General features: G+C 47.5%; 21 protein-coding genes. 19 read left to right on the top strand and 2 right to left on the bottom strand.

What is annotated here, in order from left to right; genetic code table 11:
• The first annotated feature begins 26 nt into the window (after positions 1–26).
• From DW159_RS01545 to DW159_RS01565, 5 genes are all read left to right on the top strand, one after another.
• Positions 27–650, top strand: a complete 624-nt coding sequence (locus DW159_RS01545; RefSeq protein WP_117548723.1) for a stage V sporulation protein AA — start codon at positions 27–29, stop codon at positions 648–650.
• On the top strand, positions 640–1056 hold the full coding sequence (locus DW159_RS01550; protein WP_022217224.1) for a stage V sporulation protein AB: 417 nt from the start codon (positions 640–642) through the stop codon (positions 1054–1056). Before DW159_RS01545 ends, DW159_RS01550 begins: the two co-directional genes overlap by 11 nt.
• 40 nt (positions 1057–1096) lie before the next feature.
• Positions 1097–1546: a SpoVA/SpoVAEb family sporulation membrane protein gene (locus tag DW159_RS01555; RefSeq protein WP_117548724.1), complete on the top strand. Its 450-nt coding sequence runs from the start codon at positions 1097–1099 to the stop codon at positions 1544–1546.
• A 119-nt stretch (positions 1547–1665) separates the two neighbouring features.
• A complete protein-coding gene (locus DW159_RS01560; protein WP_015533147.1) occupies positions 1666–2046 on the top strand; it encodes a DUF3783 domain-containing protein in 381 nt (126 codons plus the stop codon).
• Positions 2047–3762 (top strand): VanW family protein, encoded by a 1716-nt coding sequence (locus DW159_RS01565; protein WP_117548725.1) that lies wholly within the window; start codon positions 2047–2049, stop codon positions 3760–3762.
• A gap of 25 nt (positions 3763–3787) precedes the next feature.
• Here the strand turns inward: DW159_RS01565 and DW159_RS01570 are convergent, their stop codons facing one another.
• Complete coding sequence (locus DW159_RS01570; protein ID WP_330410577.1) at positions 3788–5143, bottom strand: chloride channel protein; 1356 nt, start codon at positions 5141–5143, stop codon at positions 3788–3790.
• A 165-nt stretch (positions 5144–5308) separates the two neighbouring features.
• On the opposite strand from DW159_RS01570, the gene spoVAD reads away from it, so the two are divergent.
• Together spoVAD and spoVAE are read left to right on the top strand one after the other, a co-directional pair.
• A complete protein-coding gene (gene spoVAD / locus DW159_RS01575; RefSeq protein ID WP_117548726.1) occupies positions 5309–6334 on the top strand; it encodes a stage V sporulation protein AD in 1026 nt (341 codons plus the stop codon).
• A gap of 6 nt (positions 6335–6340) precedes the next feature.
• Entirely contained in the window at positions 6341–6697 is a 357-nt protein-coding gene (gene spoVAE / locus DW159_RS01580) for a stage V sporulation protein AE (protein ID WP_015533143.1), read from the top strand.
• 65 nt (positions 6698–6762) lie between these two features.
• On the opposite strand, the gene DW159_RS01585 is transcribed toward spoVAE, so the two are convergent.
• Positions 6763–9486, bottom strand: a complete 2724-nt coding sequence (locus tag DW159_RS01585) for a transglycosylase domain-containing protein (protein ID WP_117548727.1) — start codon at positions 9484–9486, stop codon at positions 6763–6765.
• A gap of 261 nt (positions 9487–9747) precedes the next feature.
• Between DW159_RS01585 and DW159_RS01590 the strand changes: the two genes are divergently transcribed.
• From DW159_RS01590 to DW159_RS01645, 12 genes are all read left to right on the top strand, one after another.
• Entirely contained in the window at positions 9748–10059 is a 312-nt protein-coding gene (locus tag DW159_RS01590; RefSeq protein ID WP_015533142.1) for a hypothetical protein, read from the top strand.
• A gap of 92 nt (positions 10060–10151) precedes the next feature.
• A complete protein-coding gene (gene gpr / locus DW159_RS01595; protein WP_117548728.1) occupies positions 10152–11054 on the top strand; it encodes a GPR endopeptidase in 903 nt (300 codons plus the stop codon).
• Positions 11055–11146: 92 nt separating this feature from the next.
• Positions 11147–12307 carry a stage II sporulation protein P gene (locus DW159_RS01600; protein ID WP_117548729.1) on the top strand — a complete coding sequence of 387 codons (1161 nt, stop codon included), beginning with the start codon at positions 11147–11149 and terminating at the stop codon, positions 12305–12307.
• 135 nt (positions 12308–12442) lie between these two features.
• Positions 12443–14257, top strand: a complete 1815-nt coding sequence (gene lepA, locus DW159_RS01605) for a translation elongation factor 4 (protein ID WP_117548730.1) — start codon at positions 12443–12445, stop codon at positions 14255–14257.
• Positions 14258–14408: 151 nt separating this feature from the next.
• Positions 14409–15710 (top strand): radical SAM family heme chaperone HemW, encoded by a 1302-nt coding sequence (gene hemW / locus DW159_RS01610; RefSeq protein WP_117548731.1) that lies wholly within the window; start codon positions 14409–14411, stop codon positions 15708–15710.
• Between the two features lie 737 nt (positions 15711–16447).
• Positions 16448–17488 (top strand): heat-inducible transcriptional repressor HrcA, encoded by a 1041-nt coding sequence (hrcA, locus tag DW159_RS01615; RefSeq protein WP_117548732.1) that lies wholly within the window; start codon positions 16448–16450, stop codon positions 17486–17488.
• A 37-nt stretch (positions 17489–17525) separates the two neighbouring features.
• Positions 17526–18191: a nucleotide exchange factor GrpE gene (grpE, locus tag DW159_RS01620; protein WP_117548733.1), complete on the top strand. Its 666-nt coding sequence runs from the start codon at positions 17526–17528 to the stop codon at positions 18189–18191.
• A 36-nt stretch (positions 18192–18227) separates the two neighbouring features.
• Positions 18228–20075 (top strand): molecular chaperone DnaK, encoded by a 1848-nt coding sequence (dnaK, locus tag DW159_RS01625; protein ID WP_015533135.1) that lies wholly within the window; start codon positions 18228–18230, stop codon positions 20073–20075.
• Positions 20076–20101: 26 nt separating this feature from the next.
• Positions 20102–21259 carry a molecular chaperone DnaJ gene (gene dnaJ, locus DW159_RS01630; RefSeq protein ID WP_055144029.1) on the top strand — a complete coding sequence of 386 codons (1158 nt, stop codon included), beginning with the start codon at positions 20102–20104 and terminating at the stop codon, positions 21257–21259.
• An 11-nt stretch (positions 21260–21270) separates the two neighbouring features.
• The gene (gene prmA / locus DW159_RS01635) at positions 21271–22233 is read left to right on the top strand and encodes a 50S ribosomal protein L11 methyltransferase (RefSeq protein ID WP_022217233.1); all 963 of its coding nucleotides are present in this window, start codon (positions 21271–21273) and stop codon (positions 22231–22233) included.
• 28 nt (positions 22234–22261) lie between these two features.
• Positions 22262–23020: a 16S rRNA (uracil(1498)-N(3))-methyltransferase gene (locus DW159_RS01640; protein ID WP_117548734.1), complete on the top strand. Its 759-nt coding sequence runs from the start codon at positions 22262–22264 to the stop codon at positions 23018–23020.
• 77 nt (positions 23021–23097) lie between these two features.
• On the top strand, positions 23098–24243 hold the full coding sequence (locus DW159_RS01645) for a cysteine desulfurase family protein (protein WP_117548735.1): 1146 nt from the start codon (positions 23098–23100) through the stop codon (positions 24241–24243).
• Positions 24244–24246: the final 3 nt, after the last annotated feature.

Below are 24246 nucleotides of genomic sequence, written 5' to 3' on the forward strand. Positions count from 1 at the left end.
AGAATATAAGAACAGGGGACATGTATATGGCTGAACTTTTGTATTTGAAACTGTCGGAGAGCTGCCTGGCGGAGAAGAGAAAGGTCAAAATAAAGGATGTGGCGACGGTGCTGAGTCCGAATCCCGATATAAAATACGGCGTTGAGAAGCTGGAGCTCATGAGCTTTTCCGGCAGCAGGGAGCAGCAGGTCATATCGGTGATGTACATTCTGCAGGTGATACAGGAGCACTACCCGGACTGCCAGACACAGACCATAGGGGCAACGGACGTGGTTGTGTATTACAGGACATATGACACCAGCGACAAAGTAAAGCAGTTCTTCAAATTTCTGATGATATGCTTCATCGCATTTTTCGGAGCAGGCTTTTCCATCATGTCGTACAACTCGGATGTCAATATGGTTGGACAGCTTGACGTCATGCACAACATATTTGTGGGGCAGGGCAGGGATGCCTATCCTGTGGCGGGAATAGCATATTCCCTGGGGCTCTTCATCGGTATAATCGTATTTTTCAATCACGGTGCAAAGAAAAAATTCTCTGATGATCCTACACCGCTTCAGGTTCAGATGAGACAGTATGAACAGGAGATCAACCAGACAGTCATAACGGATGCCTCCAGAAAGAAGGCGGAGAGAGATGCTGATTAGATACGCTATGCTTGCCATAGCCTGCTTTGCCAGCGGTGTGGCCATATCGGGCGGGTATTTTGCATTTATATCCATGATAGGAATATTCCCCAAGCTCCTTGAGAAGGTAAAGGGGGCAAGGTATTATCTGCTCATAGAGTGTCTGCTGGCATATGGTGCGGCGCTGGCAAATCTGATATATGTATTCAAAATATCGGTTCCGGTGACATGGGTGGGATATACCATCATATGTCTGTTCGGAGGGATATTTGTGGGATGCCTGGCGGGGGCGCTTACGGAGGTGTTGAATGTCATACCGATCGCGGCCAGAAGATTCAGTGTGAGAAGAAATCTCCCTTATGTCATATACGGCCTTGCCGCGGGAAAACTGGTGGGCTCGGTGCTGAGTGTCGTTCTGGGCATGTGATAAAGTCAAAATTATTTTGTGTGAAATGGAGGTATTTGTTATGAAGTTTGAACCTACAGAGAGTGATTACAATGAATATGTGGAGCTTGTGACACCCACATCAAGCGTTCCGAGAAACTGCCTGTGGGCGTTTCTTGTGGGAGGCGTGATCTGTACGATAGGGCAGGGGATATTTGACCTGCTGGTACACTTCGATGTGAAGGAAGACGAGGCGTATGCGTATGTATCGCTGATACTCGTCCTCGCAAGTGTTATCCTCACAAGTCTGAATCTCTACAAGAAGATAGCAAAGTACGGCGGTGCCGGAGCACTTGTGCCGATCACAGGATTTGCAAATGGTGTGTGTGCGCCCATAGTGGAATTCCAGACTGAGGGTGAAGTGTTCGGAAAGGGCGTGAAGGCGTTCACCATAGCGGGGCCTGTTATACTGTACGGTATATTTACAAGCTGGCTGCTCGGTGTTATATATTGGATAGTCTCAATATGGTGAAATGGGGTTTATTAAATTAAAAATCAACATATTTTCCCCACATCGGTTGACAATATTTGAAAAAATAACATAATGGGTATAGATTTGGACAAAAGAAGAAAGACAGGAGAAATGCTGACATGAAGAGGCTAATGACAGTCAATCTGGCACCTGAGCAGAAGAGTGCAGTACAGGATATATGCAGTGACATAGGTGCGGAGTGCGTTGACATTCAGAGAAAGCATTATGGTATGAAGGTCGGAAGTCTGTGCGACACGGCTGACATATCTGGCTGTGGAGATGAGACCGGACAGACGGAAGATCTCAGTATGGATATGCTCATATTTGACGGAGTGAGCAGCAAAGAACTTGATATATTTCTTGAAAGGTATAAGAAGACCGGGCTTCCGGCAGTAAGGCTGAAGTCGGTCGTGACACGGAGCAACAGGGAGTGGACTGTACAGCAGCTATACTCGGAGCTTGCAAAGGAATATCTATTCTACAGGATGAGGGGAATGTAGATGGCAGACGAAAGAAGAAACGGACATACAACTGAAAAGAGACTTGCGCAGAACAGGCAGAGAGCTTCAGGACGTTCAGGACGGCGTGCATCTGAGCAGTGGAGGAAGAGACAGCAGCGATACAGAGTGATAAGCTGGATACTCACGGCGGTGTTCATGGTGATATTTTATGCGCTAATATGTGCGTGTGTGGGTAACAGAAAGCTGTACAAAAAGACCACCATAAACGGATTAGACGTTGGCGGAATGAAAACTGCGGAGGCGGCAAAGAGCATAAATGACCAGTTCAGACGCGATTACAGCAGTGTGGGCATACAGGTGAAGCTGGATGATAAGACTTACACCCTGGATGTGTCGGCGGCGCTGGATATGGATTCTGAGAAGTCTGTGCAGAAGATACAGGATGACTCACACAGCTTCTGGAGAAGAGGCTATGGGCTTCTGGAATCATGGACACTTGGAAGCAGCTATGATATTTATCCATATATAGGCGACAGCGGCATCATAACGACCGCCATCGAGAGCAGTGATATGATGAAGGTCGATCTGGATATAGAGGATGGATACAGGATAGAGGACAAGAACCTCATTGTGACAAAGGGAAAGGGCAGCTACAGGATAGACACAGACAAGCTGGTAACCCGCATAAAGAAGCAGATAGCAAAAGGAGACTATGGCACTGTGGTGGAATGTCCTGTTGTGTCTGCTGACGTGGATCTGGACGAGGTATACAAAAAGGTACATTGTGAGCCGCAGAATCCAACGCTTGACCCTGACAAGAACTACGAGGTAGTTGAGGCCAAGGACGGTGTGGACTTTGATCTGGAGGCGGCAAAGAAGAGCCTTGAATCTGCCAAGAAGGGAACGGATGTGAGCATCCCGCTCACATACACCCCGGCGGATATGAGTACGGAAGAATACAGGAAGATGCTGTTCAGAGACGAGATGAGTTCATACAGCACAGAGGTTGAGGGTTCAGAGAACAGAAAGACAAATGTCAAGCTGGCGGCGCAGTATTGCGATGGAACCATACTCATGCCGGGAGAGTCATTTTCATATAACCTCGGAGTCGGAGAGCTCACCGAGGAGAGAGGCTTCCTTCCGGGCCCATCATATGCTGACGGACAGTCAGTCATGGACATGGGCGGTGGAATATGTCAGGTGTCATCCACCATGTACATGGCGTGCCTGTATGCGAATCTCGAGATAGATGAGAGACATTGTCATCCATACCCTTCATCGTATGTTCCTGCGGGACTTGACGCCACTGTGGCGTGGGGCGGATGTGACTTTGTATTTACAAATGACACGGATTACCCGATAAAGATAAGCACAAGCTACGATGGATATTCCACATCATGTACGATATGGGGCACCATCACGGAGCCGTTCAGCGTGGAGCTCTACACGGAGACCGTTGAGACAGAGCCATATGAGACCAAGTATGAGCTGGACAAGAGTCTTGGCAAGGATGAGCAGGTGCTTGACACAGTGGGAATAGAGGGCCTTACAGTGCAGTCCTACAGAAGAGTGTATGACGGCGATGGAAATGTCATATCGGACAATCCTGAGGCGATAAGCGTGTACTCTAAGCGTGACGAGGTGTACAAGGTAGGAAAGCTTCCAAAGGATAAGGATAAAGACAAAGATAAGGATCAGAACAAAGATAAGAGTGACAGCTCAGACACAGATAAGAAGACGACTGAGTCTGAGTAAGATACTCAGGAAGAGTAGCTGCCGGCTACTCCTCAATGTCGTCTGAGTCGTCCTCCCTGATCCTTATAAGGCCTTCCAGGAATCCCGGTTCCTTGGTCTTTATCTCCTGGTTGGTGTAGAGATTGACATAGTGAGGGCGGAGCTTGGAGTAGATGATCTTCTGCTCGTTGTACAGGCTGTAATAGCCGGACAGCATGTAGCTGACGGCACATCCTATGGTGAACAGAAGTATTCCGTGCGCTCCGAACAGCTCTATGCTCAGGAACAGAGATGTAAGAGGACAGTTTACCACGCCACAGAAGAAGCACACCATTCCGAGGGCAGCGGCAAAGCCCGGGTCGAGTCCCATGAGTCCACCCATGACGCATCCAAATGTGGCACCGACGAAGAACGATGGAACGATCTCACCGCCTCGGAATCCACAGCCTATTGTTATGGCGGTGAACAGCGCCTTGAGAAGGAAAGCCGTTGGTTTTGCCTCTCCGTTGAGCGCCTGGGCGATGATGTTCATACCGGTTCCGTTGTAGTCGGTGGTGTTGAGTATTATGTTGAGCAGGACGAGCATCACGCCTCCTGCGAATACGCGCACATACTGGTTCTTGAAATATTTGCGGAAAAGCTTGTGCACAACGTTCATGAATATACAGAACAGACTGCTGAGCACTGCGCACAGGATAGCCAGACCGATGACCTTGATCACCAAAGGCACATCCACGGATGTCGGCATGCCGGCTATATTGTAGTGGTCGTGTACAACGTGAAGCTTTTTCGTTATTGCGTATGCGATGACTGACGAGAACAGACAAGGCACAAATGCGCAGTAGTAGAGGATACCGATGCTTATGACCTCCATACTGAACAGCGCGGCAGTAATTGGGGTTCCAAACAGTGCTGAGAAGACAGCGCTCATGCCGCAAAGTGTGAGTATATGCTTGTCGCTGTCGTCAAGCTTGAACAGCTTGCCTATGGACACACCGATGCTTCCACCTATCTGAAGGGCTGCACCCTCCCTTCCTGAGGAACCTCCGAAGAGATGTGTGATGACCGTCGATATAAAGATCAGTGGTGCCATACGGGAGGGAATCTCATCCTCCACGCTTCTTATGGAACCGATGACAAGATTGGTTCCCTTGGAATGTCTTATTCCACAGATCCTGTATATAAATACGATCACGATTCCCGCAAGCGGCAGAAAATATATTATCATATGATTGTTCTCACGGAAGCCGGTGGCGTACTCTACGCATATATGAAAAGCTGTTCCGACAAGCCCGCATATCGTTCCCATTATCAGTGAAAAAACTATCCATTTGAAAAAAGTCGTAGCATATCTGACACATCTGCTAAAACAGTTTATCCAGTATTCCTTTGTAAATTCCACGGCGATTCTCCATTCCTTTTTCTTTGTAAAGCAGCTTTAGTAATGTTAAAGCAAATAAATGAATTTGTCCAGTGCTGATGTTAACAAATACTACCATTATAATCTGCGGTGCATAAGGGAATTATAGTAACAGTTACATTTATCCATATAAGGGAGTTGCATGATATGAATGAGAAAAAAGGAAAACAGAGCATAAAATTTGGCAATCCCCCATATATACTGGGGGCAGCAGCGGTGGCGGGGCCGAAGGAGATAGACGGCCCCATGGCGAGATATTTTGACAGAGTGAGCGAGGATGCAACATTTGGCAAAGATTCCTGGGAGGAAGGCGAGAGCGAGATGGTGCGTCAGGCGGTGACCCTTGCCATACAGAAGGCGGGAATAGTCAAGCAGGATATAAGGTATATATTTGCCGGGGATCTGCTGGGACAGCTCATAGCGTCGACGTTTGGAATCAAGGATATGGAGATACCGGTGTTCGGTCTGTACGGCGCGTGCTCGACGTGCGGAGAAGCGCTGTCACTTGCATCCATGACTGTGGCGGCGGGATATGCGGACAACGTTATCGCAGAGGCGTCAAGCCACTATGGAAGTGCAGAGAAGCAGTTTCGTTTTCCCTTGGAATATGGAAATCAGCGTCCCCTGTCGGCTACCTGGACGGTTACGGGAAGTGGTGCCTTTGTGGTGTCAGACAGAGAGTCAGATGTGTGTATCCAGGGAGTAACCACAGGGCAGATCGTGGACTATGGAGTGAAGGATTCGCTCAACATGGGAGCGTGTATGGCACCCGCGGCGGCTGCCGTCATATATCAGAATCTTCAGGATTTTGGCATAAAGCCCACATACTACGACAGGATAATAACTGGTGATCTTGGCAAGGTCGGCAAGACCATACTTGAGGATCTTCTGAGCATGAACAATGTGGATATATCGGCAAATCATATGGACTGCGGTATAGAGATATTTGACAACGAGGAACAGGATACCCACTCGGGCGGATCGGGCTGTGGCTGCTCGGCGACTGTTCTTGCCGGATATATATTGAAGAAGGTGAGCTCCGGGGAGTGGAAGAGAGTGTTGTTTGTTCCGACTGGAGCACTGCTTTCCACCGTGAGCTATAACGAGGGGCAGCCCATACCGGGGATAGCCCATGCGGTCATGATAGAGCATCACGAAAAGAAAGGAGAGTAGATGTAAATGGATTATGTAAAAGCGTTTGTGGTTGGCGGAATAATATGTGTCCTTGCCCAGATATTGATGGATAAGACCAAGCTCCTTCCGGGAAGGATAATGGTCATACTCGTCTGTACGGGAGTTGTGCTTGGAGCTCTTGGAATATACAAGCCGCTTCTGGAATTTGCACAGTGCGGAGCGTCGGTGCCGCTCACGGGATTTGGATATAATCTGTGGAAGGGCATAACTGAGGCGGTTGATAAGGATGGATTTATCGGACTGTTCCGCGGAGGCTTCCAGATGGCGGCGGTTGGAAGCTCGGCCGCACTGATATTTGGATATCTTGCATCGTTGATATTCAAGCCGAAGATGACAAAATAGAAATAGAAGACAGGCAGGATATAAAAAGCCCCATCATACATTGAATTGTATGATGGGGCTTTCCGTCATTGAGTTGTATCGGTTGAATCATCCGAGCTTGGTTCCTCGGTTGTGGTTATCTCCGTTGAAGAGGTAGGTTCCTCTGACGTAGGTTCCTCAGTTGTAGGTTCCTCAGTCGTTGTAGGCTCCTCGGTTGTTGTATCTTCTGATGTATCCTCCGATGTATCTTCGGTTGTCGTGGTTGCTTTGGTAGTCTTCTTTGTATTCTTCTTCTTGCCGTGGATGTTACAATGCTCCTTCAGAAGCGATTCATCCCAGGTGTATCCCTCAAGGACATACTCACCGTTATCGTTCAGCTTGTAGATGAAGGTTGTTGTCTCAGGACATTCCTTGTTGGCAAGCATGTGTGATTCGTTACATACCACTACCTTCTTGACACCTGGACAATACTTTGTAGGTATCTTTGTCGCATCGAAGTAATCCGTAACTGTTGGACATCCGTTCGATGGAAGAAGTCCGGTATCTGAACATACAGTTGCCTGAACGATTCCGTCCGGCATCTCAAATGTAGCCGATGTGTCAAGTCCCTTCTTCTCGATGACCTGATCCATGATATCTCTCCACATATAGCACTTGATAGAACCAGGGCTGTATGTGATGTTCGCATCATTTCCAAGCCATATAGAAGCTGTGTAGTATGGGTTATAACCACAGAACCAGTTATCAAAGTCTCCTGATGTGGTACCCGTCTTACCTGCTGTATACATACCTGTGTAAGAATTGGCACCTGAACCGGTACCTCCTGTTACAACGTCGTGCATGGCACTTGTGAGAAGCCATGCTGTCTGCTCTGATATGACACGTGTCTTCTCAGGCTTCCTGTTGTCTATCAGAAGATTGCCTTCATGGTCGTAAACTTCTGAGTAGAACACAGGCTTTATATAATTACCACCGTTGGCGATGGTTGCATATGCAGCTGTGATCTCCAGGTTGGTAATACCATTTGTCAGACCACCAAGTGCAAGTGACTGGTTGATATCTGACAGGATGAGACCATCGCTGTCTGTCTTTCTCTCAACAAGAGTTGTAAATCCAAGCTTCAGCAGATAGTCATATGCGAGCTGCGGAGTTACGTCTGTGATACACTTTACAGCTATGATATTCATAGACTCCATGATAGCATATCTTATAGTTTTAGGTCCCCAGTATCCGCCGTACCAGTTAAATACCTGATTACCATTCTCATAGTAGTAAGGTGCATCATCGTATACGGTGGCAAGAGACATGTTGCACGCTTCCAGTGCAGGAAGGTATGTGGCAACTATCTTGAAGCATGAACCAGGCTGTCTGGTCGCCTCAGTTGCACGGTTGAATGATCTGTTCTCAGTTTTCTCTCCACGGCCTCCGACAAGTGCCTTGACCTGACCGGTGTTCTGGTCCATGAGAGTGAATGATACCTGTGGCTGGATGACAAGCTTGAATGTCTCCATGAAGACTTCGTCGCCGGTCTCGGCAACCATGGCATCCTTGAACTCGTCAGCCGCTGCACGGGCTTCATCCTCACTGTAATATCTTGCACTATAATCGTAGCCCTGCTGTTCAGCAAACCAGCTCTCGAGATTCTCTACACTGTAGTTTGTCTGGACCTTTGTCTCCTTGTCAGCAAGAGTGAGAGCGTAGTTGAGCTGATATACAGGCTCAGGCCAGTAATCTGCATTGTTGACAACAGAATCCGCAATCTCCTGGATCTCAGGATCCTGACATACGATGACCTTGAGTCCGCCTGACCAGATCATGGCCTCGGCTTCGTCCTCAGAGTAACCCTTGGCGACGAGATCGGACTGAAGCTGATTGATAACCTCATCAGTGTAGTAGGAGTTGACCTCTGTCTTCTGCTGCTTTTCTTCCTTCTTAGATACGGAAGCGATACGCTTGTAAACGTTATCGTTTATAGCCTCGTCATACTGGGCCTGTGTTATATACTCAAGATCCAGCATGTATTTGAGAACCTGGGCCCTTCTGGTCTTGTTGTCGTCAGGATAGACAAGAGGATCAAATTTCGTAGGGTTCTGAGGAATTGCTGCGAGCACAGCGCACTCTGAAACTGTCAGCTGACTGAGCTCCTTACCGAAGTAAGTCTGGGCTGCGGTCTCAACTCCATAACATCCCTGACCGAGATATATGGTGTTCAGGTAATACTCAACGATTGACTTCTTGTCGATCTTTTTCTCCATATCAACTGCAAGATACTGCTCTTGAACCTTACGCTCAAGCCTGTCAAGGAAAGTTGTCTCATCAAGACCAACATTGAACACGTTGTTCTTGATAAGCTGCTGTGTAAGAGTGGAAGCACCCTCATCGAAGTCTCTGCTTTTGAGACCCTTTATAAATGCTCTGGCGATACCCTGTACATCGATTCCGTTGTGCTCCCAGAAACGTCTGTCCTCTATAGCGACAAATGCATTCACAAGATCCTCAGGAATAGAGTCGTAATACACATACTCTCGGTTGGAGTTGGAATTGGCAAGTGTCGTGATCTCCTTTCCATTCTGGTATACAAGAGTTGTCTTGTATCCCTTAGGTATGAGAGCGTCAGCGTTGATGTTCGGTGTGTCATCCAGAATACCCTTGAGGGCTCCAAATCCGGCTCCGACACCGACTATCACAATGGCGAGCACCAGCACCAGTATAGTCTTAAACACAGAAATGTTAAGCTTACGCCGGTTTCTTGGAAGCTTGGATACGAGCTCCTTCTGAGCTTTCACCGCTCCCTTCTTAGTAAAATCCATAAAAAGACCTCCTTAAAACTTGGGGGATAGATCCCCGCTATTTAATTGTAAAAGTAAATTCTAAATAAGGGCAGACTACTGCCGTTAATATACACTTCAAATCAGTATATCAAATAACAGTATAATAATAAAGAAAAAAATATTGCAACAAAACAAAAATTAATAAACGTGAACGAAAAAATCAGAAAGAGTAAATTGACAACGGCATGATTCAAAAGCATAATAAATAAGAAAAAGTGCAGAATAAACAGGAGAAGATATATGTTTGCATCAATAGACGAAGCGGTTGAATACTGGAAGGACGAGCTGTCATATGTGGACGACGCAAAGGTGACAGGATATGTGGGAGGCTACCCGGTGGTGGAATTTACCATCAACAAAGCCGCCTGGGGACTTGTTAAGGACAAGAAGAAATTTGGAAGGATCGTAAGATCATCAGAGATGGAGGGCGGAATAGAAGTCGGTGTGTCGACATGCTTTTATCAGACGGCATCCCTGGAGTGGGAGCCACCTGTCCTCAGGGTGTGCGGATATCCTGAAGTGATCAACAGAATACTTGGCAAGGTAATGTAAGATTTACCATGGAATGCCCCGGCGGATACATAAAAATGCATCCGCCGGGGTATTTTATTATACATGTAATGGGTTATGTAAGGAGGACGCATATGAACAGGGAGATACGTACGGATCTTGCGATAGAGATCAGAGAAAATGTAGCCGACAGGAGAAATATGCCTGGGGTCAAGGTGAAGACGGTGGTGAATGAGGACAGGAGCATCAAGACCACCACCATAACGGTGCTGGATGAGATAGGGGAGAAAAATCTGGGAAAGGCAAAGGGACAATATATAACGATAGAGTGTTCCAAGCTTAAGGAATATGAGGAGTCCATACATGAACCTCTGAGGGCGGAGCTTGAGGGCAGACTCAGGGAGCTCATGGGGCATGCGGGAAATATACTGGTGGTCGGACTTGGCAACAGGCAGGTCACCCCGGATTCCATAGGCCCGCTGGTCATAGACAATCTGTATGTGACAAGGCACCTGGACACTCCGGGAAAGCCAGATCTGGTCATGAGTGCCATATGTCCGGGAGTCATGGCACAGACCGGAATAGAGACTGTGGATATAGTCAGGGGAATATGCGATGAGATAGACGTGGAGATCGTGGTTGCAATAGACGCCCTGGCGGCCAGAAGCAGCAAGAGACTCGGATGCACCATCCAGCTCACGGATACAGGTATAAGCCCCGGCTCCGGTGTCGGCAACAACAGAAAGACACTGAGCTCAGACAACCTTGGCAGACGCGTGATCGCAGTCGGTGTTCCGACAGTCATCTCCGTTCCATCCATCATAGACGATTCGCTGGATGAGGTGGCTGATGCATTTAACGAGACCTACGGGCGCAGGATCATGAGGAAGTTCACGGAGAAGCAGAGATACCAGATAGCGTGCAATCTTCTGGACGAGGATATGGCGGATATGTTCGTGACCCCGAAAAATATAGACGAGCTAGTGCGCCGCATCAGCTTTACGATATCTGAGGCGATAAATGCCATAGCGATGTAGAGAAAAATACAGGGAATCATTTGGCACGTACACTCATATATTTGAATAATGGATAACAGAGACCATAGCATATTCAAAAGGGGTGGAAATGTATGTCGGACAGAAAGCTTCATACGAAGACTGTGTATATACTTGCGTGGGTGATTCTGGTGTGCGCGGGGATATTGATAAAGACCGGGATAACTGATGATGTGTGGAAGCTGGTGTATAGCGGGATATATGGCAGTTCTTCGGGTGAAACAGGCGAGAGTATATACAGCCCCGGTGCGGCTGAGCCGGATGTGTACTGTTACATGGATTACTGGGAATCCCAGGTCAGGGAGGTGTGCGAGGAGGGCAGGACATACCAGACGGAGGATGCGGATTCCGAAGGTGAGGCATCATCGCAGGCGGAGACTTTAGAGACTTCTGCGCCTGCCAGCACTGAGACCACAGAAGCTGCGCAGAGATCCGCTGATGCCAGGACTGTGTCGGCCATGGCGGATATAAAGAGCTCTTATATAGGTATGGACGCAGATACACTCCTTTCATATTGTTATAACGCCACATACCCTAAGTGCGTCAAAAAAGACGAGCTGGATGCGGAAAATCTGCTCGGCAAAGATCTGTCGCTGGATATGGACACGGGCGGATACAAAGTTCTGATATATCACACCCACGGCTCTGAGGCATTTGCGGACTCAAGACCGGGCGAGGTGGACGACACGGTGATAGGACTTGGCAACCGCCTGGCGGAGATACTCACGGATACATATGGCATACCGGTGTACCACGACACCACGGCATATGACATGATGACAGGGGTTCTTGACAGGAACGCTTCCTATGATTATTCGAGGGAAGGTGTGTCACAGATACTTAAAGACAATCCTGAGATAGAGGTCATCATAGATCTCCACAGGGATGGTGTGCCGGATGACACACATCTGGTTACAGATGTGGATGGAAAGCCCACAGCACAGATCATGCTGTTAAATGGCATGTGCCGTGACGAGGATGGCAACGATGTGGACTATTGGAGCAATGACAACAAGGTCGACAACATGGCATTTGCACTTCAGACCTATCTGGCGGGCAGGGCAAATTACGGCGACATGATGCGCAAGATATACATAAGTACGAGCCGGTACAACATGGATCTCATGCCGCACGCCATGCTGGCAGAGATAGGCGCACAGACTAACACGGTGGAGGAGGAATACAACGCCATTGAACCATTTGCCGCAATGCTTGCAAAGGTGCTCCTGAAGTGAGGATTAAGTGGCATATTGGCACTTGCAGTTATATGCTCAGACATGTTATATTAACGTCAAATGCGAGTAAGACAAGTATAAGAATAAAAGAGCCTGCACATACAAGGCGCGGGACATAGATAAGGATGTGAAGACATGGAGCATTTAGACCAGTCAAAGATAAGAAATTTCTGTATAATAGCACATATAGACCACGGCAAATCAACACTTGCCGACAGGATCATAGAGAAGACCGGAACTCTGACCAGCAGGGAGATGCAGAATCAGGTTCTTGACAATATGGATCTTGAGAGGGAGCGTGGAATCACCATCAAGGCACAGTGTGTCAGGATCGTGTACAATGCCAATGATGGGCAGGAGTACATATTCAATCTCATAGACACTCCGGGACATGTGGATTTCAATTATGAGGTATCTCGAAGTCTGGCAGCCTGTGAGGGAGCCATACTTGTGGTTGATGCCGCACAGGGCATAGAGGCGCAGACCCTGGCGAATGTATACCTGGCGCTGGATCATGACCTTGATGTCATGCCGGTCATCAACAAGATAGACCTTCCGTCAGCAGATCCGGAGAGGGTCGTGAACGAGATCGAGGATGTAATTGGAATAGAGGCACAGGATGCCCCAAGGATATCGGCAAAGAATGGAATTAATATAGAAGAAGTGCTTGAACAGATCGTGAAGAAGGTGCCGGCACCGCACGGTGACCCTGAGGCTCCACTCAAGGCACTTATATTCGACAGTCTGTATGACTCCTACAAGGGAGTTATCATATTCTGCCGATTATTTGACGGCTGCGTGAAGAAGGGAACCACCATAAGGATGATGGCCACCGGAGCTGAGGCTGAGGTGGTTGAGGTCGGAATATTCGGAGCGGGAAGATTTGTCCCATGTGATGAGCTGTCAGCCGGTATGGTTGGTTACATAACAGCCAGCCTTAAGAATGTACAGGATACAACAGTGGGAGATACAGTCACACAGGCGGACAGGCCATGTGACGAGGCACTTCCTGGATACAAGAAGGCACAGCCTATGGTATACAGCGGACTCTATCCTGCGGATGGAGCAAAGTATCCGGATCTCAGGGATGCCCTTGAGAAACTTCAGTTAAATGATGCGGCGCTCAGCTTTGAGCCGGAGACATCCATAGCACTGGGCTTTGGTTTCCGATGTGGTTTCCTTGGACTGCTTCACCTTGAGATAGTTCAGGAGCGACTGGAGAGGGAGTTCAATCTAGATCTGGTAACCACAGCGCCAGGCGTTGTATATAAGGTACATACCACAGATGGGAATGTGATAGAGCTCACCAATCCGTCGAACCTGCCGGATCCATCCACCATAGAGTACATGGAGGAGCCATTTGTCGATGCGGAGATCATGGTCACAACAGAGTATGTGGGTGCCATCATGCAGCTCTGCCAGGAGAGACGAGGCGTGTACAAGAGCATGGAGTACATGGAGGAGACAAGAGCGCTTCTCAAGTACGACCTCCCACTGAACGAGATCATATACGATTTCTTTGATGCACTTAAGTCGCGTTCAAGGGGCTATGCTTCATTTGACTATGAGATGAAGGGCTATGTCCGCTCAGAGCTTGTGAAGCTGGACATCCTTATCAATAAGGAAGAGGTCGATGCACTCTCATTTATCATACACAAGGATACAGCGTATGAAAGAGGCAGAAAGATGTGCGAGAAGCTCAAGGACGAGATCCCGAGACATCTGTTCGAGATCCCGATCCAGGCGGCCATAGGCGGCAAGGTAATAGCCCGCGAGACAGTCAAGGCCATGAGAAAGGATGTCCTTGCCAAGTGCTACGGCGGAGATATATCCAGAAAGAGAAAGCTCCTTGAAAAGCAGAAGGAAGGAAAGAAGCGAATGAGACAGGTGGGCAATGTGGAGATACCACAGAAGGCATTTATGTCTGTCCTGAAGCTTGATGAGGAATAGAAAAGACCGGGAACACAGTGACACGGTTATATCAAATAAGAAATAATAGAATCGTAGAAAAGCCGTTAATGAGAGCATTCTGACAGGAGCATTCTTAGTAGCGGCTTTTTTCATGCGGTGACGATATTTGAAATAAAAAGGAAGGATACTAATGATAGATATAATAAATACCGAAAATTCAGATCGGGATTTCGGCGATGCAAATAATGACGAAGTTTTAGAGTCATATGAGAAGAAGCCGCTCAGCATATACATACATATCCCATTCTGTGTGAAGAAATGTGCATACTGCGACTTCCTGTCATTTCCGGTGGGGGCAGCCTGCATGTCGGGATATGGAGTGTACCGTGAGAAATACATCGAAGCCCTGTGCGAGGAGCTGAAAAGCTACTCGTATTTGGCGGAGACCCACAAGGTCAGGACAATATACATAGGAGGCGGAACCCCATCCATACTGGAGCCGGACGAGATCACACTTGTAATGACGACGGTGAGGAAGCTGTTCGATGTCGCAGAGGATGCGGAGATAAGCATAGAGGTAAATCCGGGCACCCTGACCAGCCGTAAGGCAGCAGAGTATATAGTAAATGGCATAAACAGGATGAGCATAGGCCTTCAGTCCGCACAGAAAAATGAGCTGGAAGCTCTGGGCAGGATACACAATTATGACCAGTTCCTCGCCGCATTTGACATGGCTAGGGAGGCCGGATTTCGCAATATAAATATAGACCTGATGTCAGACATACCGGGACAGACCATGAGGTCATATCTGGACACCCTTGACAAGGTATTAAGGTGTAAGCCGGAGCACATATCGTCCTACAGCCTCATAGTGGAGGACGGAACTCCTCTGGCAGCAGATGAGAACCTGCTGTCACAGATCCCGGATGAGGACGTGGACAGGCAGATGTACGACATAACAAATAAGCTCTTAGGCACCGGCGGCTACCACAGATACGAGATATCCAATTACGCCAAAGCTGGCTACGAGTGCAGACATAACATAGTCTACTGGACCCTCGGGGAATACATAGGAATCGGAATCAGAGCAGCGTCCTTCCTGTACGGCAGACGCTACACCAACACATCCAGTCTGGAAGACTACATAGACGGCATGGCAAGACACAGGGAGCTCATGACATTCGGAGATCCCGTTGCAAATTTGGGTAAGGCAAGAGATATAATAGAACACATGCGCAATGTGGAAGAAGAACTTGACGCAGACAGGCTGATGGAGGAATATATGTTCCTCGGCCTGCGTATGATATCCGGTGTGAGTGCAGAAAAATTCAACGACTACTTTGGACACTCCATCTACGACATATACGGCCCCGTCATAGATAAATACAAGTCCACCGGCCACCTCGAAGATGACCACGGCCTGATCCGCCTCACAAAAAAAGGCATCGACGTAAGCAACACGATCCTCGCCGACTTCCTCATAGAGGACTGACGGACGCGTCCTGAGGATGAAGATAACTACACTGTATGGTTTGAAATCACGCTTGTCTGTCAGTCTCTCAGACATTTCCAACGTGCATGCGGCTTCAAGCGCGATAAGGGCGTCTGCGCTCTCCGCCTTAGCACAGAAATGTCTGAGAGGCTGACGCCTGCGCTACCGATTTCAAACCATACAGTGTAGTTATCATACATCATCCTCAGAACGCTGATCCCGAAAGCTAAAAATAAAAAAACACACTTCGTCAGTTCTCTGACTAAGAATAAGGAAAAGCATAATCTGGTGCAATATACTTTGGTATAAACACCATCAAAGCCATTCCCAGTGTCAGCCTTTACATGTATATGGAAGACACTCTGAGTGCCAGCCTTTAATTCGTAAGTACAGTAGCATGCCTACAGCTGCCATATGTTCAATCGGTAGCGAAAGCGTCCTTGCTTCGGGATTTCTTTGCTAAGGCGGAGCAGGCAGACGTCCTTATTGCCTGCGAAGCCGCATGCATATAAGAAATCCCGAAGCAAGGTAAGATGAGCGTGATTGAGCATATGGCAGCTGCAGGCTGTGCCCGTCATTCCAAAGGCTGGCACGACCGTCCTTCAAAACATAAAAAAAACACAAAAACATTCGTTATTTTGTTGACAAAAGGGGGCGGCAGTGTTAGATTATGTTTAGTGGTTAGCACTCGGATATGCTGAGTGCTAATAAGACTAAAAGCAAAAAGGAATGAGAGTATGGAACTTGACGAGAGAAAAGTCAGAATTCTAAAAGCGATCGTTTCGAATTACCTGGAGACTGGAGAGCCCGTTGGATCGAGAACCATTTCCAAGCTGGCCGATATGAATGTCAGCCCGGCTACCATAAGAAATGAGATGTCAGATCTTGAGGATATGGGTTATATATGCCAGCCACATGCATCGGCAGGAAGAGTTCCAACAGATGCAGGTTACAGGTTTTATGTTGACAGCATCATGGCAGACAGGGATGAAGAGAAAGCAGAGGATCAGACAGAGCGAGAGAATCTGCTGAATAGAGTTGATAAGCTCGAGAAGCTTCTCAAGCAGGTGGCAAAGGTGCTTGCGGCGAACACACAGTACGCAACACTGGTTACGATGCCACAGTACAACAACACAGTAAAGTTCATCCAGTTGTCACAGGTTGATGAGGCCACATTGCTGGCGGTCATCATGGTTGATGGCAATATAGTCAAGAATAAGCTGATCAAGACGACGTACAGCCTGAAGAATGAAGATATTTTAAAATTTAATATTCTGCTAAATACCTTCCTTCAGGGCGCGGCACTTCAGGATATCAATCTTGAACTTATACAGACCATGAAGGTTCAGGCAGGTGAATATGCAGAGATCCTTGAGACGATATTCCAGGGAATCATGGAGGCGATCCATGAGGCCGATGATCTCAAGGTTTATACCAGTGGAGCAACGAATGTACTCAAGTACCCTGAGCTGGCGAACACGTCATCCGCAGAGAAGCTGCTCGGAACACTGGAAGACATAGAGGACAAAGAAGAATTTGCAAAACATGTGGAGGATGTGATCCAGCAGGACAGCGACATACAGATCCTGATAGGACAGGAGAACAGCGATGAAAACCTGAAGGATTGCTCCCTTGTAACAGCAACATACAAGATGCCGGAGGGCGCAAAAGGAACGATAGGAATAATCGGACCGAAGAGGATGGATTACAAGAAAGTTGTGAGCATGCTCAAGGAACTCACCGGGGAGCTTGATGACATATTTAACAACAATGGATAGACAGATAAGATTATAACGATGAATAGGAGGATATGTAATGGCTGATAGCAATAACAGTACTGCATCCGACAAGAAGGTTAAGACAGAGCAGACAGCAGCCGAGACCATAGTTGGAGATGCTTCAGCAGAGATAAAGGATGGCGTTGAGTCAGAAGTCAAGATCGATGAGACCGTTGACGTTCCGGAGGAGCAGGCAGAGGCTGCAAAGCCACAGCATGTTGCAAAGGAGAACAGACGTGGAGGCAAGGCTCTTCGTGAGGAGAACGAGAAGCTCAAGGAACGCTGCAAGGATGCAGAGACAAAGTACACAAGACTTCTTGCGGAGTGTGAGAACATCCGCCAGAGAAATGAAAAAGAGTCAGGCAAATTGTACGACATAGGTGCAAAGGGAGTTCTTGAGAAGCTCCTTCCTGTGGTAGACAATTTTGAGAGAGCAATGGCAGCCATTCCTGATGAGGATAAGGACAGACCATTCGAGTCGGGAGTTGCAAATATATATAAGCAGCTTATGACGTCATTGGAAAGCATAGGTGTAAAGCCTATGGATTGCGCCGGGGAACAGTTTGATCCTACATTCCACAATGCAGTGATGCATGTAGAGGATGACAACTACGAAGAGAATGTAATCGTTGAAGAGATGCAGAAGGGTTACATGTACAAGGATCAGGTGCTGAGATTCAGCATGGTAAAGGTTGCAAATTAAATCAATCATGAAATTTTTTTCTAGGAGGAAAAGACAATGGGTAAGATTATAGGTATTGACTTAGGTACAACAAATTCATGTGTAGCAGTTATGGAAGGTGGTAAGCCTGTAGTTATAGCTAACTCAGAGGGTATGAGAACAACACCTTCAGTAGTAGGTTTCCTGAAGACAGGAGAGAGAGTAGTAGGTGAGCCTGCAAAGCGTCAGGCAGTTACAAACGCAGATAAGACAATTTCATCTATCAAGCGTCACATGGGATCAGATTACAGAGTAGAGATAGATGGCAAGAAGTATTCACCACAGGAGATTTCAGCAATGATCCTTCAGAAGCTGAAGTCAGATGCAGAGGGATACTTAGGAGAGAAGGTTACAGAGGCAGTTATCACAGTTCCTGCTTACTTCTCAGATGGACAGAGACAGGCAACAAAGGATGCCGGTAAGATCGCAGGTCTTGATGTAAAGCGTATCATCAACGAGCCTACAGCAGCAGCTCTTTCATATGGTCTTGACAACGAGCAGGAGCAGAGAATCATGGTTTACGATTTAGGTGGTGGTACATTCGATGTATCTATCATTGAGATCGGTGAGGGTGTCATCGAGGTTCTTGCAACAGCCGGCGATAACAAGCTCGGTGGTGATGACTTCGATAACGCAATTACACAGTATATGCTTGATGAATTCAAGAAGGCAGAGGGCATCGACCTTTCAGGCGATAAGATGGCTATGCAGAGATTAAAGGAAGCAGCAGAGAAGGCAAAGAAGGAGCTGTCATCAGCTACAACAACCAATATCAACCTTCCTTTCATCACAGCAAACCAGGATGGACCAAAGCATTTCGATATGAACCTTACAAGAGCTAAGTTCGATGAGCTTACAGCAGATCTTGTAGACAGAACAAAGGGACCTGTTAACACAGCACTTGCTGATGCAGGACTTACAGCAGCAGACCTTGACAAGGTACTTCTTGTCGGTGGTTCAACCCGTATCATCGCAGTACAGGAAGAGGTTAAGAGACTTACAGGTAAGGAGCCATTCAAGGGAATCAACCCTGATGAGTGTGTTGCTATCGGTGCTTGTATCCAGGGTGGTAAGCTTGCCGGAGATGCCGGTGCAGGCGAGATCCTTCTTCTGGATGTTACACCACTTACACTTTCAATCGAGACAATGGGTGGTATAGCTACTCACCTTATCGAGAGAAATACAACAATCCCTACAAAGAAGAGCCAGATCTTCTCAACAGCACAGGATAATCAGGATGCCGTTGATATCAACGTAGTACAGGGTGAGAGACAGTTCGCAAAGGACAACAAGAGTCTTGGCAGATTCAGACTTGATGGTATCGCTCCAGCAAGACGTGGAGTTCCACAGATCGAGGTTACATTCGATATCGATGCAAATGGTATCGTAAATGTATCAGCAAAGGATCTCGGAACAGGAAGAGAGCAGCACATTACTATCACATCAGGAACATCACTTTCAGATGATGATATCGATAGAGCAGTTAAGGAAGCAGCAGAGTACGAGGCTCAGGATAAGAAGCGTAAGGAAGGCATCGAGGCAAGAAATGAGGCAGATGCACTTGCATTCCAGACAGAGAAGGCACTCGGTGAGGTAGGGGATAAGCTTTCAGACTCTGACAAGGCTGGCGTAAAGGCAGATCTTGACTCCTTAAGAGCAGCAATAGACAGCACAGATGCAGAGAATATGAGCGATGCAGATGTAGATAAGATCAAGGCTGCAAAGGATAAGCTGATGGAGAGCGCACAGAACCTGTTCTCAAAGCTCTATGAGCAGAACGGTCCTGGAGCAAACGCAGGAACAGGCGCAGGCACACCTGATTACTCAGATGGCGATGTTGTAGATGGAGATTTCACAGAGGTTTAATATATAGAGGATGAAAGGTAAAGGCTATGGCAGAGACAAAGACCGATTATTATGAAGTCCTTGGTGTAACCAAGGGAGCCTCTGAAGCCGAGATCAAAAGGGCATACCGAGTGGTAGCAAAAAAATACCACCCGGATATGAACCCTGGTGATGAAGAGGCTGCAGAGAAATTCAAAGAAGCAGCTGAAGCTTATTCAGTCCTCAGTGACCCTGAGAAACGTGCAAAGTATGATCAGTTTGGCCATGCAGCATTCGACCAGAACGGCGGCGGTGCCGGCGGATTTGGTGGATTTGACTTCGCGGACATGGGAGATATCTTTGGAGATATATTTGGAGATATGTTCGGTGGCGCAAGCCGTCAGAGAAATACAAATGGTCCTATGAAGGGCGCAAACATCAAGACAACCATCAGAGTAGCCTTTGAGGAGGCTATATTCGGAACCCAGAAGGAGCTTGAGCTCCCACTGAAGGATGAGTGTGATGTATGTAAGGGAACCGGCTCACAGCCGGGACACCAGCCTGAGGTCTGCGGCAAGTGCGGCGGTAAGGGCCAGATAGTGACAACACAGCAGTCACTTTTTGGAGTTGTACGTAATGTTCAGACATGTCCTGATTGTAGTGGATCTGGTAAGATCATCAGATACAAGTGCAGCAACTGTGCAGGAACAGGATATGTAAAGAGCAGAAAGAAGATACAGATAGCTATTCCACCAGGAGTAGACAATGGTACTAACATCCGAATCAAAGGAAAGGGTGAGCCTGGTATCAACGGTGGTGAGAGAGGAGATCTTACAGTTACCATACTTGTTGATCGTCATCCAAACTTCCAGAGACAGGAGTACAATCTGTATTCATCAGAGCCTATCACATTTACACAGGCAGCACTTGGTGGAGTTATCAAGATCAACACCATCGAAGGAGAGGTTGATTACACCATACCACCAGGAACACAGACAGATACACGTATAAAGCTGAAGGGCAAAGGAGTACCTAACCTCAAGAACCCAACTCAGCGAGGCGATCACTATGTAACACTTGTTGTACAGGTGCCGGAGAAGCTCACAGAGGAGCAGAAGAAGATCCTAAACCAGTATGAGCAGGCAACACTTGTAGAGACAAGACCTGCAACAGATTCAGCAGGACCATTTACATTTGGCGATCACAAGAGAAGAAAGAAAAAGTAGGTATAAAATATATGAAATGGACGAAGCTCACAATAGATACAACATGTGAAGCTGAAGACCTCATAAGCGCCTTCCTCGAAGAGGAAGGCGTTTTGGGTGTTCAGATAGAAGATAATATTCCCCTCACTGAGGAGGAGATGGAGACGATGTTTGTCGATCTCCTGCCGGATGATATGCCGGAAAATGATGGAACTGCAAAGGTGTCCTGTTTCCTTGACGATACATTTGACGTGCAGGAGATAAAGGATAAGGTGGCTGCAGAGATCAGGAGACTGTCAGAGTTTCTTCCTGTCGGAACAGGCAAGATAACCGAGAGTGAGACGAAGGAAGAGGACTGGAGAGACAACTGGAAGGCCTACTTCAAGCCATTCAGACTGTATGACAATATCATCATCAAGCCAACCTGGGAGGAAGTGCCGGAGGATGCAACGGACGAGGATATAGTTATTGAGATAGATCCCGGAACAGCATTTGGAACAGGTTCCCATGAGACGACGAGACTGTGCATAGGCCAGCTCAAGAAGTACATGAAGGATGGAGATGAGATACTCGATGCCGGAAGCGGAAGCGGTATCCTGTCATTTGTTTGCAATAAGCTGGGTGCAAAGCATGTTCTCGGTATAGACATAGATCCGATCGCTGTTGATGTGGCGGGAGAGAACAGAGATGTGAACCATATTCCTGCCGAGGCTGTGGAATTCAAGTGCGGAAATGTCCTTGAGGACCAGAAACTGGTAGAGTCAATAGGCGCAAATTATGATATAGTAGTTGCAAATATCCTTGCAGACGTTATAATTCCAATGTCGGCTGTAGTTCAGAAGTTTATGAAGGATGATGGTATTTTTATATCATCGGGCATTATAAACATAAAAGAGGATGAGGTCAGACAGGCTCTTCTTGACAATAACTTCGATATCGTAGATACTGTCTACATGAATGACTGGGTAAGCTTTGTCGCAAAAAAGCATGTATGAACCAGCGTGTGAGAGGAAATAATCAAATATGAACAGATTCTTTGTAGACGTAGATGGCAGAGATATAGGAACAGATATAAGCATAACAGGCGGAGACGTTAACCATATAAAGAACGTTCTCCGCCTTAAAGTGGGTCAGGAGATAACTGTCAGTAGCGGCAGAGGAAGAGATTATACGTGCAGTATATCGGAGCTTGGCAGAGACGAGGTTCTGTGCCGCGTCGAGGATGTGAATGATAACTTTGCAGAGCTTCCAGTGGAGGTTACCCTATTTCAGGGATATCCGAAGTCGGATAAGATGGATCTTATAGTACAGAAGATGGTGGAGCTCGGTGTCTGCCGGATAGTTCCGGTATTCACTGCGCGCACCATAGTGAAGCTTGATGCGAAGAAGGCTGCAAAGAAGACCGAGAGATGCCGGATCATAGCGGAGTCTGCTGCAAAACAGTCCGGAAGGGGAATCGTCCCTGAGATCACGGAGCCGGTAACATTTGCACAGGCGATAGAGATGGCGAAGACTCTTGATATGAATATAATTCCATATGAGGAGGCGGAGGGACTTGCAAAGTCCAGACAGATCATCGCTGATGTGACAGCACCGTCCTCTGCCCGCAGAAGTCTGGGGGTATTCATAGGCCCGGAGGGTGGCTTTGCCAGGGAAGAAGTGGAACAGGCAATGGCGGCCGGGGCGGAATGTATAACTCTTGGACACAGGATACTGCGCACTGAGACGGCCGGACTGGCGGTTATGTCGATCATCATGTTCAGTGCCGACAGGGACAATTAGAACAATATTGTAGAGATTAGTGAAAGAAAGAAGCTTGAAGCCGGACGTATATCGGTTTCGGAATGGTGGAAGACAACATGGAAGCATATTTTGACAATTCAGCGACCACCCCGGTTTATCCGGAGGTGAGAGATCTTGTGGTAAAGTTAATGGAACAGGACTATGGCAATCCGTCATCACTGCACCAGAAGGGTGTGGATGCGGCCAGATACGTGAGCGATGCTAGGGATAAGATAGCCAGGTTGCTCAAGGTTCAGGCGAAGGAGATTGTGTTCACATCGGGTGGAACAGAATCCAACAACATGGCTCTGATAGGAGGAGCACTTGCCAACAGGAGAGCGGGCAACAAGATCATCACAACTGTAGTCGAGCATGCGTCAGTCGGCAGTCCGCTGACATTCCTTGAGGATATGGGCTTTGATGTTGTCAGGATCCCGACCGGAAGTGATGGCGTGGTAGATGTTGACCGGTTGGTAGATGAGGTAGATGACGATACGATCATAGTGTCAGTCATGTACGTCAACAATGAGATAGGTGCTGTCATGCCGGTGGAGGATATTGCCAGACGCATAAAGGAGAAGAATCCGAATGTACTCTTCCATGTGGATGCCATACAGGCATTTGGCAAATATGTGATATACCCGAAGCGTATGGGAATAGACATGATGTCCATAAGCAGCCATAAATTCCACGGACCAAAGGGCGTTGGAGCAGTGTTCATAAAGGACAGAGTCAAGGTCAAGCCTGTGATATACGGTGGAGGCCAGCAGGGCGGAATGCGGTCAGGAACAGAGAATGTACCGGGAATAGCCGGAATGGCACTGGCTGCCGAGATGACCTACAGAGATCTCGATGCAAATGTAGCGCACATGAGAGAACTCAAGGAACATCTTATAGATGAACTCACACAGATAGACGACGTGTACAGTAATTCCGAGGATGCACCCCATATAGCCAGCATAACCTTCAAGGGAGTGCGAAGTGAGGTCATGCTTCATGCTCTGGAAGAGAAGGGCATATATGTCTCATCCGGTTCAGCATGTTCGTCGAATAAACATTCCACAAGCAGCACGCTGAAGGCCATAGGTCTGCCACCTGAGAAGCTTGAGTCCACACTGAGATTCAGTTTTTCACCGGAGAATACAATGGAACAGATAGATTATGCAGTCGAGTGCTGCAAGGAACTTTTACCGATACTCAGAAGATATGTGAGGAAGAAATAGGAG

The organism is Coprococcus sp. AM14-16, from assembly GCF_003434675.1.
GTDB lineage: Bacteria > Bacillota > Clostridia > Lachnospirales > Lachnospiraceae > Coprococcus > Coprococcus aceti.

Coding starts and splice junctions, on each gene's coding strand:
- DW159_RS01545 (WP_117548723.1), top strand. CDS start 27: ATGGCTGAACTTTTGTATTTGAAACTGTCGGAGAGCTGCCTGGCGGAG.
- lepA (WP_117548730.1), top strand. CDS start 12,443: ATGGAGCATTTAGACCAGTCAAAGATAAGAAATTTCTGTATAATAGCA.
- hemW (WP_117548731.1), top strand. CDS start 14,409: ATGATAGATATAATAAATACCGAAAATTCAGATCGGGATTTCGGCGAT.
- prmA (WP_022217233.1), top strand. CDS start 21,271: ATGAAATGGACGAAGCTCACAATAGATACAACATGTGAAGCTGAAGAC.
- DW159_RS01590 (WP_015533142.1), top strand. CDS start 9,748: ATGTTTGCATCAATAGACGAAGCGGTTGAATACTGGAAGGACGAGCTG.
- DW159_RS01645 (WP_117548735.1), top strand. CDS start 23,098: ATGGAAGCATATTTTGACAATTCAGCGACCACCCCGGTTTATCCGGAG.
- gpr (WP_117548728.1), top strand. CDS start 10,152: ATGAACAGGGAGATACGTACGGATCTTGCGATAGAGATCAGAGAAAAT.
- dnaK (WP_015533135.1), top strand. CDS start 18,228: ATGGGTAAGATTATAGGTATTGACTTAGGTACAACAAATTCATGTGTA.
- DW159_RS01585 (WP_117548727.1), bottom strand. CDS start 9,486: ATGGATTTTACTAAGAAGGGAGCGGTGAAAGCTCAGAAGGAGCTCGTA.
- DW159_RS01560 (WP_015533147.1), top strand. CDS start 1,666: ATGAAGAGGCTAATGACAGTCAATCTGGCACCTGAGCAGAAGAGTGCA.
- DW159_RS01550 (WP_022217224.1), top strand. CDS start 640: ATGCTGATTAGATACGCTATGCTTGCCATAGCCTGCTTTGCCAGCGGT.
- hrcA (WP_117548732.1), top strand. CDS start 16,448: ATGGAACTTGACGAGAGAAAAGTCAGAATTCTAAAAGCGATCGTTTCG.
- grpE (WP_117548733.1), top strand. CDS start 17,526: ATGGCTGATAGCAATAACAGTACTGCATCCGACAAGAAGGTTAAGACA.
- DW159_RS01640 (WP_117548734.1), top strand. CDS start 22,262: ATGAACAGATTCTTTGTAGACGTAGATGGCAGAGATATAGGAACAGAT.
- DW159_RS01565 (WP_117548725.1), top strand. CDS start 2,047: ATGGCAGACGAAAGAAGAAACGGACATACAACTGAAAAGAGACTTGCG.
- dnaJ (WP_055144029.1), top strand. CDS start 20,102: ATGGCAGAGACAAAGACCGATTATTATGAAGTCCTTGGTGTAACCAAG.
- spoVAD (WP_117548726.1), top strand. CDS start 5,309: ATGAATGAGAAAAAAGGAAAACAGAGCATAAAATTTGGCAATCCCCCA.
- DW159_RS01555 (WP_117548724.1), top strand. CDS start 1,097: ATGAAGTTTGAACCTACAGAGAGTGATTACAATGAATATGTGGAGCTT.
- spoVAE (WP_015533143.1), top strand. CDS start 6,341: ATGGATTATGTAAAAGCGTTTGTGGTTGGCGGAATAATATGTGTCCTT.
- DW159_RS01600 (WP_117548729.1), top strand. CDS start 11,147: ATGTCGGACAGAAAGCTTCATACGAAGACTGTGTATATACTTGCGTGG.